Origin of the sequence: Alkalimonas amylolytica (assembly GCF_900107845.1) — a bacterium.
Classification (GTDB): Bacteria; Pseudomonadota; Gammaproteobacteria; order Enterobacterales; family Alteromonadaceae; genus Alkalimonas; species Alkalimonas amylolytica.
Genome location: NZ_FNRM01000013.1, coordinates 1 through 11,628, shown reverse-complemented (window position 1 = coordinate 11,628; position 11,628 = coordinate 1). Strand labels below are relative to the sequence as shown.

Genomic DNA, 11,628 nt, shown 5'->3' with positions numbered 1-11,628 from the left:
AACTAGCAACCAGCAGCTTGCACAACAATGGTGGGTTTAGTGACAGGTGCATCCGACTCAGTATAAAGAACCTGACAGGCATCAGCAGCTGTCGCTGTATACACAGTTCCTGCTGGAGTAATGGCAATACTCGCTGGATCGGAAGCAGGCACTGCAGCCACCGTCCACTCGCTGTCATCCAGATCCAGAATAATCGCCATCACTGCTGTGGTCGCTGCCGGGTAACCATAAGCGGTAGCAATAGTCCCTGCAGGATCAGTTACCTCACCTTCATCTTGGTTTTGAACGCCGGCAATAATGGCTTTACCATAGACCAACGCAGATGCTGACTCCAAAGAGCCCTTCACAGCATTTAACGTACTGGCGCGTGCATCCCCTGAGATGTTTAAAAACCGCGGGGCTGCCGTCACAGCGAGAATGCCAAGAATTACGATCACAATGATCAATTCTACCAATGTAAAACCTTGTTGCTTTTGCATAGATGGCCTCTTCGAACCCTTATGGTTTATTTAAAAAGATACTGATTTGCCCGCTCGCCGGGTTGTAACTAAAGCCATTGCTGGCAGTGGTATCTGTTGGCGCTGCTCCCAGACCAGTAGTCTGATGGTAGAAGCAGCTCGGTGCTTCGTAGCGAACAAATAAGGTATTCGACGTTGCAAAGGTCGTATTGGCCGACGGTGGATTTTGCAAAATCAGATTCAGTGTCTGCAGACAACGATCCGCACTCATGGCACTGACATTGGTGTTGGTCACGGGTTCACCGGTCGGATAACCACGGACGGCACCTTCGGTATTGATCCCCACCACAGCACCATCAACGTTGACTGACGTAATATTGGCGCCCACATTATCAACCGGCCGGCCCGCGACTTCCCACTGAGCTCTCACTAACCCTACGGCAGATGCAAAGCCACCGGCAATGCCTTCAACCGCAGCCTCTTCTGCTTGTTCGGTAATATTTAAAAATCGTGGCAGCGCAGTGGCGGCCAGTAAACCTAAGATGATGACCACTATCACCAGTTCTATCAGAGTAAAACCTGCTTGCTTTTTCATCGTCAATCTCCTGAGTTGCTTTGTTTTAGTATAGAGCGACTTGTTAAAATTACACGCTTTTTCGACTGTGCTAGTTCCCTCCCCGGTAGGCGCTGAGCATATCCCACATCGGCGTAAAAATCCCCAGTGCCAAAATCAATACCATCACAGCCACAATGGTAATTAATATGGGTTCGATTCGCGCTGTCAGGGTTTTTAAATCGTAGGCGACTTCACGTTCGTAAAAGCTGGCGACCTCGGCCAGCATCTCATCCACCTGACCGGTTTCCTCCCCCACAGCCACCATCTGCATCACCAAAGGGGTGAACATCTGGCTTTGGGCGCTGACCCGATACAGGCTTTCACCGCGTTCAATTTTGCGGCGCATCTCGCGAATTTTATCGCCAAGGTACGCATTATCCACCGCTTCTGCCACCAGGCTAAGGGCTGTGGTCATCGGCACGCCTGCTTTTAACATCAAGCCAAAGCTACGAGCATAACGCCCCAGCGTAGCCCGGTTGATGATATCGCCAACCAAAGGGACCCGCAGTTTGAAATGCCCCCAGCGCACCCGGCCTTTGTCGGTTTCAATGCTATAGCGCAACACCCCACCCGCTAACAGTAAAGTCAGCAACAACAGCCAGCCGTAATTCTGGAAAAATGAAGACGTTGCCAACAGGACCTGGGTGGACCAGGGCAGCTCAGCATTAAAACGGGCAAACATTGAGGCAAACTGTGGGATCACCAGTAGATTCAGGATCACCATAGCCACCGCCAACGCAATCAGAACAAAGGTTGGGTAACGGGTCGCTTGTTTGATTTGTTTTCTGGTTTCCTGCTCTTGCTCCAGGTATTCGGACAACTGTAAAAAAGCCTCATCCAATCGACCGGTATTTTCACCCACATGCACAATACTGACCACCAAACGAGTGAATACCTTGGGATGAGCTGACATCGCGACGGATAATGTGCGGCCTTTCTCCAGCTCCCCCTCGAGTTCGTGCAGGACCTGCTGCAGACGAGAAGAGCTGGTACTGTTGGCCAGCCCTTCGATAGCACGAATCATTGGTATGCCAGCTTTCATTAAGGCATACATCTGCCGACAAAACATGGTCAGTTCAGTCAAACTGATGCCCCGGCTCAACTGCAGCCAACGTATCTCTGTGGTTGCTTGTTGTGGCACCGCTTCGATGGCTACCGGGATCAGCTGGCGCTGACGCAGCATATCGGCCACGCCACCTTCGGAGCCAGCCTCAATCTGCCCCTGTACTGCTCTGCCCTGACTGTCACGGGCCTGATAACGAAACTCAGCCATGCGCCTTACCCATAGCACCAGCCTCGGTATCGAGGTATTCAGAGACCCGGATCACTTCATCCAGTGTGGTGACGCCCTGCTGGGCATAATCCAGTGCCATCTGACCCAGGCTACGAAAATGCTCACTGCGATAAGCCAGCGAGACAAAGCCTTCGTTATCGCCTCGCCTGAGCGCATCGGCCAGTGGCTTGGTTAGGATCAACAACTCAAACACGCCAACCCGACCTTTGAATCCTGTGTGATGACAGGACTGACAGCCCTTGCCATGCCAATACTGAGCCGCAGGGTTCGCCTTACTATGCCGTAGCCAGTTTTGCTCCAGCTCATCGGGTTGATAGGGCTCCTTGCAATTGTCACAAATCCGCCGCACCAACCGTTGTGCCAGAATTGCCCGCAGTGAGCTGGCCACCAGATAAGGCGCGGCTCCCATGTCCACTAATCGTAAGGTACTGGTCACTGCATCATTGGTGTGAAGGGTAGAGAGCACCAGGTGACCGGTCAAAGCTCCGCGCAGTCCCATTTCAGCAGTTTCCTGATCGCGCATTTCCCCGACCATAATAATATCTGGGTCTTGCCGCAAGGTAGTTCTTAGCACCTCACTAAAACCCAGACCAATCTTGAAATTCACCTGCACCTGATTGATGCGGGAAATGCGGTATTCGACCGGATCCTCCACGGTGATTATTTTACTGCCTTCCTGGTTCAGCTCACTAAGCAAGCCATACAGGGTAGTCGTTTTGCCTGAGCCAGTAGGGCCAGTCACCAAGATCATGCCGTGCGGGCTTTTTATTAACTGACGCAACTTACGGATGAAGTCAGCCGGCATGCCGGTTTGCTCCAGCGACAGCAAGCCAGCGGTTTGGTCCAACAGCCGCATTACCACTGACTCGCCGTATTGCACCGGCATGGTAGACAGGCGCACATCAATCTTATGGCCTTTCACCTGGATCTGAAAACGGCCATCCTGCGGCAGACGTTTTTCCGAGATATCCAAATTGGCCATCAGCTTTAGTCGCAGCACCAATGCTGACGCAATACTGACTTCATTCAGGGTGCTTTCCTGCAAGACCCCATCCACGCGCTGACGAATGCGAATTAGTTTTTCATCCGGCTCTATATGAATATCCGAAGCCCGGACCTGAATCGCATCTTCAAACACCGACTGCAACAGTTTGACAATGGTGGTATCGGACTCTGTATCCAGGTTCAGCGCATTAAAATCAAACTCTCCGGTTTCGGCATACTCTTCTTTTAACTGCGTGGCAAAGCTTTCAATCTCTTTGGTGCGGCGATACAGGTTGTTAAAGGCCTCCATCAACTGACTTTCACGCACCACGGCGATCTGAATTTGCCGCGGGGCCAGCATGGGGGCAAGCTGGTCTAAGATTGAAAGATCAGCCGGGTCGCTCATGCCCAATAGGGCATGCTGCTCATTGGCCTCCAATACCAAAGCTCTGGAACGGCGGGCATGCACTTCGGGCAACAGTTGCGCTACCTTAGGATCCAATCGCTGCTGACTTAAGTCGAGAAATGGTACATTTAACTGCTGCGCTAAAAAATGCAGCAGCTCATCTTCCTGCAGCAGGTTGAGATCAATCAGCGTGGCACCCAACTTGCGGCCGGTCAAACGCTGCTCTGCAAGAGCCTGCTCAAGCTGCTGCTCGGTAATCATCTGCTCATGCACCAGCAAATCACCCAGCCGCATTTTCAGTTTAGGTTTAGCCATCGCCTAGTTAAGCTCCTGTAACCGTTGCCGGATATAATCTTTGCTTGCTGGGGTAAGATCCTCCCCGAATTGCAAGCTGCGTTGAAACTGAAGGGCTGCTTGTTGCCGTTGCCCCAGAGCATCGGAGCTTATGGCCATCCCTAACCACCAGCGACCTTGATGTGGCTCCAACTGACCAAGTTGCTCAAAAGCAGTCAAAGCAGCCTGATACTGGCCCAGCTGTTGCCAGGCGGCCGCCCGCATGGCGAGCTCTGCTGGGCGCAACCCCGTTTCAGGCAGTAGCTCAAGCACTTGCAATACGGGTTGCCACAACTGCTGCCGGGCATAACTAGCCGCCAGCAGTGGAACCAGCTGATGAACATCAGCCCCTTGCTCTAACCCTAATTGCAGCCAATACTGGCTGCCGGCTTCATGACCGCCCTGCTGCGCCATCCTGGCCAGCGCCACATAGGCCTCGGATTGCTGCGGCGCCATAGCTTGCAGTTGCTGCCAGTACGCACGGGCTTCTGAAGCGCGGCCCGCCTGCTCTGCTTGCCGGGCTTGCTGACTCAGACGTTGTTGCTGCTCAACGGGACTTAGCGCCACTCGCTCTACTCTTAGCTGAGGCAACGCCGGTTCGCTGGCCTCACCGCTCTCACCGCTGGTCATGGCAGCTTGCACCGGCTTAGACGGTTCAGACTGAGGCGCTTGTTCTGCCACCACGATCTCGAGCTCCGGATTTATTGTTTGTGTTGGATCTGAGGTCAACTCTGGCAGCTCTGTTGCATAGGGAAGCTCTGAACGCTGCTCGGTGACAAACTGTTGCTTCGAATCTGTCTCATTGAGCTGCGGTTTTCCTAACCCTTCCGTCGGCAGCTGCTGCAAAGCGTCTGCAGGTAGCTCGGCCTGCGACAACAAACCAGGTGTCATTGGCTTGCTGCTGATACCGGGCCCAAACCACCACAGTGCCAGAGCAATAACGATGCCCGCCAGGCCAATCAACAGCCGCAGTGGCAAGCGATGCCGCACTGCTACGACCGGTGGCGGTAAGGATTGGGCGGACCCCACCCCGGCTTTGCGCTGATCCAGATCCTTGAGCATCTGATTGATCACACTCATAAAGGACCCCACTGCCAAAATAACATCCCAAAAATAACAACAACCATCAGCGCAGCAGACAACCAAATGAAAGCAGGTTCTGCTTGTACATCTTCCGTATCTTTTGCTGCAGCGCGGACATGCCACCAGCTGATCTGCTGTTGACCTCGCCCATACGCCAGCATCATGGCCTTATGCGCCAACACATTCACCAGCCGGGGAATACCTCGACTACCACTTGCCAGTCGATTGAGCGCAAAGGGACTAAAACGAAGTTGTGGATTCCCCGCAATACTTAATCGTGTCTGCACATAGGCAGCAACTTCAGCAACGGTCATCGGCCTCAGGCGGTAGGAAAAGCTAATGCGTTGGCGCAGCTGACGAAATTGATGCTTGGCTAGTCGCAGATCCAGCTCAGGCTGAGCGAACAGCACCACTTGCAATAATTTACGTTGTTCTGTTTCCAGGTTGGTCAGTAAACGTAAAGCTTCCAAGGTTTCATCAGGCAGTGCCTGGGCCTCATCAATCACCAGGATCACCTGCAGCTCTCTGGCGGCCAGTAACAACAAATGCCGTTGCAGCAGCTGATGCAATTGCTGTTGATCGATATTGCCGGAATACTGCAAGCCAAGTTCTGCAGCCAGGGCCCAACGGAGTTCCATGGGTGATAACGCCGGATCAGGCAAGTAAGCCAGACGCCAGTGGGCCGGTGCCGTATGCAACAACTTGCGGCATAACAGGGTTTTACCAGTACCGACCTCACCACTTATCTTGATAAAGCCTTCCCCGGCAGCCAAAGCCGTCTGCAACACTTCAAAAGCCTGCTGATGCGGTGCCAGGCCTACATAAAACGCCGTGTTGGGTGTAAGGCTAAATGGCAACTGCGTCAGGGCAAAGTGCTGAAGGTACATGCATAGCCTCTATGGGTACCAGCGATTCAGACTGTCGGCCGACTGCTGAATATGTGGCTGCCATTGCTCCGGTTCCACCACCACAGGCCGCAATAAAATCACCAGCTCTTTTTTTTGCTCCAACGTATTCTTACTGGTAAAAAGTTGCCCGAGGAATGGAATGGCACCCAGTATTGGGGTACGAGATACCATATCGGTACTGACCGACTGCATCAATCCTCCAATCACCACAATCTCACCACTGCGGGCCCGGATAATGGTATCTGACTCTCGAATATTGCTTCTGGCCAGTGGCAGCACTACTTCTTCATTGCTAAGCCGAATGGTTTTGATTTGCTCTGCGGTTTCAGTGACCGAAGGGTGTACATGCAAAATGACCTGACCGTGCTGATCAATCTGTGGGGTTACATCAAGCGCGATCCCTGAGAAGAAGGGTTGCAACTCAATCGATGGAGTGCTGATAGTCCCCCCAACCGTGGCAGTGGTATCGCTGCTGATATTGGTCACATAGTACTCATCCTGGCCTACTTTTATCACCGCTTTCTGGTTGTTGATAGCAGTTACCCTTGGGCTGGATAGCACCTGAGCACTCCCCTGAGTTTCCAGCAGATTGATCACGCCATTAAAATCAGCATTGCTAAATGAAATCGCGGTAACACCGCCCAAAGCTGCACTGGTTGGGTTGCCCGGAGTGACGCCGCTGGTGGTAAAATTAAAGTCGGTAGAACGCACAGACGCCAGCGCATTGCTCCAATTGATACCTTGTTGGTATTCATCGCTCAAGGTCACTTCAATGATACGGGCTTCCAGAATCACCTGACGTTGCAGATGCTGTTCGGCAACCCCGAGGAAAGTTCGCACGGCGGCGATTTCATCCGGCATGCCTCGTACCGTAACCAAGCCTGCCTGAGGGCTAACGACCACCATCCGCTCCGGGCCAGAGCCCAACATCTGCTGCAGGCCGCTTTGCAAATCTTTCCAAAAATCAGTTTCACTCTCACTATGAATGTTACTGCCACTAAACTGCTGTTGCATGCCTTGTTGACTGCCCAACATTTGATTTTGTGCCAGCGCACCCGTTTGCTGGCCAAAGCGCCCTGCTTGCTGGTTGCCACTGCGCATGTCTTGCGACACTCCGCCAGAGTTTACCGAAATGGCCGAAAAGCCACTGCGCTTTAACATCAGGTAGTTCAGCGCGATGGTTTCCGTTCTGAGCCCAGCTGGCATCACCTGATACACCCGGCCATGGCGGCGAATATCAAAACCATATAGATCCTGCACCACTGCTAAAGCCTCAGGCAGTGTCACCTGACGTAGCTTCAAACTGATACGCCCTTGCACTTCAGGATGCACTGCGATGCTGTAGTCCGTATCGGCTACCAGTGAAGCAAAGAAATCTGCCAGCTCCACTTGGGTCGCCGCCACATTAAAGCGTGGCTGCATCACTACAGGCTCCGGCAGAGCGTTGGCAGTATTTAACAAATCCTGCGTTACCGAAGGCGGCACACTAGCCCGCGGCTCAGCACTTGCAGGCTGCTGACGCGCTGCAGCGGCTTGTTCGAGCTCGGCCTTCGCTTGCTGCGCCTGGTGCCCAACCTGCATCCCCTGACAACCACTTAGTACCAATGCAACGGCACAGCTCAATGTTAACTGCTTGAAATAGGGTTTATTCGTCATTGTGCGTCATCTTTTGGAATAGAAATAGTTGAAGTTGCTCATCTGCCCGTGCCAACACCACATGATCAGAATGAATGGCTTGCAGCACATAGCCATGAATCACATCGCCAGTTTTAAGAAGTTGACCATCAATCACCACCAGCGAATCAGACTCCTGCCAGCGGATCAAATGCAACTGCAGACTGGTAGTCGCTTGTTGCTGCGCAGCACTCGATACTCCCCTGGCAGGCCTGGTAGGGTCCGCACAAACGGCAAAACTTCCCAACAGCAGCACACTAAAGCTGAATAAAATCCGCATGATCCCCCACCGTGACAAGGTCAATCGAAAGTTCAGCCGCAGGATGGTCGATCACCCGATAATGCAAGCTGCGCCAACCCAGCTGCCATGGTAACTGCTCCAGGCTACTGATTAGTTCCGTCAGGTTCTGAAAGTTACCCTGTACCACCAGCTGGATACTGTGCTCAAACAGCAGTGGAATTTGCGCTTCGTCATAGGCCACTACCTGCGGTGTCATGCTATTTAATGACATCAAACGAACCCGACTATCCTGTAGTAACAGACTTTGCAACATGGACAGCATTTTATCGGCTCCGACAAAGTGGGTGGTTCGCTCTGCCAACTGCTGCTCTAACTGGCTCAAACGCTGCTCCTGCCGCTGTATCCGTTCCCTATGCTGCTGATTGATGTCCCGCCCAAGCTCATTTTGTAGAGCGGCAATACCGAGTTCCGTTTGCCGTACTTGCTCATTGACACTGGCCAGCTGTGTCTTTTGCTGCTGCAGTGACAACCATGCAGGTTCCAGCATGGCAATAACCATCAACCAAATCAACAAACCCAGACTAGCCAAAAAAAGCAGGCGACGTTCACGCAGTTGCAGCTGTTGAAATTTATTCTTTAATTGCTGCCAGTTCATGGTGTACTCCCCGGCTTACCCTCTACCTGAAACAACAAAAGTCCGGCATCATCCGTGTGTTCCAGGGTCAGTCGTTGAAAGCGCTGCCCTTTAAAGTAAGGGTGCAAAGCCAGACGGGACAGCCAACCCGGCACTTCAGCAGAACGTAAAGCATAACCAGTAAAGTTACTGCGCTGCTGCTTCAACTGAAACTCACTGAGCCACAGCTCAGGTGCATCGGCCGTTTGCAAATGCACCATCACCTCAGAAAAATGGACTTGGGGTTGCTGCTGTTGTTGCAATAGCAAATTGATACGCTCGGTACGCTGGATACGTGCTTGCAATGCTGCCTGGGTTTGCAGTAATTCTGTGGAGGCAGTTCGTTGCTGCAGTAATTGCTGAAACTGTTCCTGTTGCTGCAGCTGCTGTGTCAATTGCTGCTGTGCTTGTTGTAATCGGCTGTTGATCTGTTGTTGCTGATAACTAATACTCCCAAACAGCAGCAGCAATACCACTCCACAGCTACCAAGCAGCAGACTAAGCTGTGGCAGACTCCACTGCTCTGCAACCGGGAGCAAGGATGGATCAAACAGATTAACTTGCGTTTTCAAGCCTGGCCTCCTGCAGAGCGAATACTTCAGAACCCATAGCGGCAGCTAAGGGCACTGCAAATTGCGCCTGTTGCGTTAGCGGCACGTCAGGAAGCCACTGACCAAAATCCAATAACTCGACTTTGGCAAAACCCAGTTCGCGGAAAAAACCAGCAATATCCTCTTGCAGTTCGGTATCCAGTGCCAGAAACATGTGCCTGACAGGTGCTTGCTTCATCTGGCCTTCAAAATAATCCACAGAGCGTTGCACCTCTAGCCCTAGTGTATCCAGATAGCCTTGATGCAAAGCATCAAGGCTCAGCTGCTCCAGCTGTTGTATGCCACGGATACGACGGGAAAAACAAACCTGCTCCCCCCGTACAATCATCATAGCAACATCTTGGCCACTGCGATGCGAGAGCACCAGAGTCGGTTGAGGCTGGGCAGGAATAAGATCTTTTAACAGCCACTCCTCCGGCAGGATAGTCGTGATAGGAAGCCTGGCCCGGTGCAAACTGCCAACCAGTTGTTGCAATAAATCCTGACTACTGACAACCATCTGCAAGCGCGCAGCTTGTTGCTGATGTGAGCTTGGTAAGTCCAGGTAATCGAACTGCATATCATCCAGTTCTAAGCTAACCAGCTCTTTTAACTGCCAACGTAAGGCTGCTTTTAACTCTGCTTCGGGTACTTGCGGTTTATCCACTTGCACCAACTGATAAAACTCCGGTGCCAATACCAACACAACATCAGTCACCATTGGCAGTTCTTTTAAGCACTGTTCCAGTGGCTTACTCCAGTCTGCTCCCTGAAAATTCAGAGTACGCCGAAAGGTGCACTTCATGGAGTCACCTTGTTTTGTCAGCACGATAATACTACAGCCATCGTCCTGCCAATGCAGAGCAGCAACGGCCTGCTGATGCGTCTGTTTATCGAAAAGCTTTCGTAGCGATGCCCACATAAACGCTATAACCTGTTTGCAAAGCCGCTATAATGAGCGACCCTATTATTGTTGTCATTGTATTCAGGTAACTGTCTGGTTTAGCTTAGCATGATGAACAAGAAGCCAGCAAATAACTGGCAACAAATCTGTGATCCTTTATTTGATCGGCATCAACTGCGGCTGTGGTTATACCAGGCTGCCCAACCATTCGATGCACTATCAGGCAATAAGCAACTGAAGCTTCACTATCCGCTTAAAATGGCTCAGAAACAAGGCCAAAAGGGTATTCTCACTTTTGGAGGCGCTTTTTCCAATCACCTGGCTGCTACTGCCATTGCTTGTGAACAACTGAGTATGGCTTCAATTGGCCTGGTACGTACCGACCAGCTGGATACTGAGAACCCAACTCTGCAACAATGCCATGCTTCAGGCATGCAACTGCTGCCCCTTAGCCGAACTGAATATCGCTTACGCAACCACCCCGACTGGTTAGCACAGCTGCAGCAACAATACCCTGATTTCGTGATTGTGCCGGAAGGCGGCAGTTCAGAGCTTGGCGTGCAAGGTGTCAGTGAGCTTAATTTAACAAGCACCCCGGATGGCAACAGCCAGTTTATTGTCTCGGCAAGCGGCAGCGGTGGCACTATCGCTGGGCTTGCCCTTGGCAACCCAAATGCGCAAGTGGTAGGCATTGCGGTAGTCAAGGATGTGACCTTGCAGCAGAAGGTGAAGCATTTTTGCCAGCAAGCAAACAACTGGCAGCTGATAACTGGTTATACCGGCAAGGGGTATGGCCGTTTTGATGCAAAGCTGCTGCAGTTTTGTCTGGATTTTCGGCAACGCCACCAGATCACGCTTGAGCCGGTCTATACTGGCAAAGCCATGTCGGCGCTCTATCAGTTGATTGCTGCCGGCATCTTCCCTAGAGGCAGCACCTTAACATTCTTTCATACTGGCGGCTTACAAGGCTTGGCGGGGCTACGCTACCGGGGTTTAATCGCCGAAGCGGATTATAAGGCACTAACAGCTTCAGACTGAAATAAGCCACCACAAATCACGGTCAATAAAAAAGCCCCACTCTTGCGAGTAGGGCTTTTCTATGGAATGGGTGCCTGGCGGTGTACTACTCTCGCATGGCGAATGCCACACTACCATCGTCGCAGCTGCGTTTCACTTCTGAGTTCGGAATGGAGTCAGGTGGTTCCACAGCGCTATTGCCACCAGGCGTAAACTGGTTTTGTCTGTCTTTAACTAGCAAGCTGATTTCGATAGCGTGCATACAAGCCACTTGGGCGTTGTATGGTTAAGCCTCTCGGGCAATTAGTACAGGTTAGCTTAACGTGTCGCCACGCTTCCACACCCTGCCTATCAACGTTGTGGTCTCCAACGACCCTTTAGCAGACTTAAAGTCTGAGGGATAACTCATCTTGTGGCCGGCTTCCCGCTTAGATGCTTTCAGCGGTT

At 52.0% G+C, this 11,628-nt stretch carries 12 protein-coding genes and 2 rRNA genes; 1 reads left to right on the top strand and 13 read right to left on the bottom strand.

The window, feature by feature from the left end:
- Positions 1-2 precede the first annotated feature (2 nt).
- The 11 genes from BLW37_RS18970 to BLW37_RS17240 all read right to left on the bottom strand — a co-directional run bounded on the left by BLW37_RS18970 (position 3) and on the right by BLW37_RS17240 (position 10,182).
- Positions 3-479 carry a prepilin-type N-terminal cleavage/methylation domain-containing protein gene (locus tag BLW37_RS18970; RefSeq protein ID WP_091345150.1) on the bottom strand — a complete coding sequence of 159 codons (477 nt, stop codon included), beginning with the start codon at positions 477-479 and terminating at the stop codon, positions 3-5.
- A 19-nt stretch (positions 480-498) separates the two neighbouring features.
- Positions 499-1,053, bottom strand: a complete 555-nt coding sequence (locus tag BLW37_RS17285; RefSeq protein ID WP_091345149.1) for a type II secretion system protein — start codon at positions 1,051-1,053, stop codon at positions 499-501.
- Between the two features lie 70 nt (positions 1,054-1,123).
- Entirely contained in the window at positions 1,124-2,347 is a 1,224-nt protein-coding gene (locus tag BLW37_RS17280; RefSeq protein WP_091345147.1) for a type II secretion system F family protein, read from the bottom strand.
- Entirely contained in the window at positions 2,340-4,073 is a 1,734-nt protein-coding gene (locus BLW37_RS17275; protein ID WP_091345145.1) for a GspE/PulE family protein, read from the bottom strand. The genes BLW37_RS17280 and BLW37_RS17275 overlap by 8 nt, the downstream gene beginning before the upstream one ends.
- A 3-nt stretch (positions 4,074-4,076) precedes the next feature.
- Positions 4,077-5,171, bottom strand: a complete 1,095-nt coding sequence (locus BLW37_RS17270; RefSeq protein ID WP_091345143.1) for a tetratricopeptide repeat protein — start codon at positions 5,169-5,171, stop codon at positions 4,077-4,079.
- Positions 5,168-6,061, bottom strand: a complete 894-nt coding sequence (locus BLW37_RS17265) for an ExeA family protein (protein ID WP_091345142.1) — start codon at positions 6,059-6,061, stop codon at positions 5,168-5,170. Before BLW37_RS17265 ends, BLW37_RS17270 begins: the two co-directional genes overlap by 4 nt.
- A gap of 9 nt (positions 6,062-6,070) precedes the next feature.
- Positions 6,071-7,738 carry a pilus (MSHA type) biogenesis protein MshL gene (gene mshL, locus BLW37_RS17260; protein ID WP_245785769.1) on the bottom strand — a complete coding sequence of 556 codons (1,668 nt, stop codon included), beginning with the start codon at positions 7,736-7,738 and terminating at the stop codon, positions 6,071-6,073.
- Entirely contained in the window at positions 7,728-8,036 is a 309-nt protein-coding gene (locus tag BLW37_RS17255) for a hypothetical protein (protein WP_091345139.1), read from the bottom strand. Before BLW37_RS17255 ends, mshL begins: the two co-directional genes overlap by 11 nt.
- Entirely contained in the window at positions 8,014-8,652 is a 639-nt protein-coding gene (locus tag BLW37_RS17250) for a hypothetical protein (protein WP_091345136.1), read from the bottom strand. The genes BLW37_RS17255 and BLW37_RS17250 overlap by 23 nt, the downstream gene beginning before the upstream one ends.
- Positions 8,649-9,242: a hypothetical protein gene (locus BLW37_RS17245; protein ID WP_091345134.1), complete on the bottom strand. Its 594-nt coding sequence runs from the start codon at positions 9,240-9,242 to the stop codon at positions 8,649-8,651. Before BLW37_RS17245 ends, BLW37_RS17250 begins: the two co-directional genes overlap by 4 nt.
- Positions 9,226-10,182 (bottom strand): hypothetical protein, encoded by a 957-nt coding sequence (locus BLW37_RS17240; protein ID WP_091345132.1) that lies wholly within the window; start codon positions 10,180-10,182, stop codon positions 9,226-9,228. Before BLW37_RS17240 ends, BLW37_RS17245 begins: the two co-directional genes overlap by 17 nt.
- A 90-nt stretch (positions 10,183-10,272) precedes the next feature.
- On the opposite strand from BLW37_RS17240, the gene BLW37_RS17235 reads away from it, so the two are divergent.
- Positions 10,273-11,202 carry a 1-aminocyclopropane-1-carboxylate deaminase/D-cysteine desulfhydrase gene (locus BLW37_RS17235; RefSeq protein WP_091345130.1) on the top strand — a complete coding sequence of 310 codons (930 nt, stop codon included), beginning with the start codon at positions 10,273-10,275 and terminating at the stop codon, positions 11,200-11,202.
- Between the two features lie 72 nt (positions 11,203-11,274).
- Here BLW37_RS17235 and rrf read toward each other — a convergent pair.
- Together rrf and BLW37_RS17225 are read right to left on the bottom strand one after the other, a co-directional pair.
- Positions 11,275-11,389: ribosomal RNA gene (gene rrf, locus BLW37_RS17230) — 5S ribosomal RNA — on the bottom strand.
- 74 nt (positions 11,390-11,463) lie between these two features.
- Positions 11,464-11,628: ribosomal RNA gene (locus BLW37_RS17225) — 23S ribosomal RNA — on the bottom strand; the annotation flags it as partial.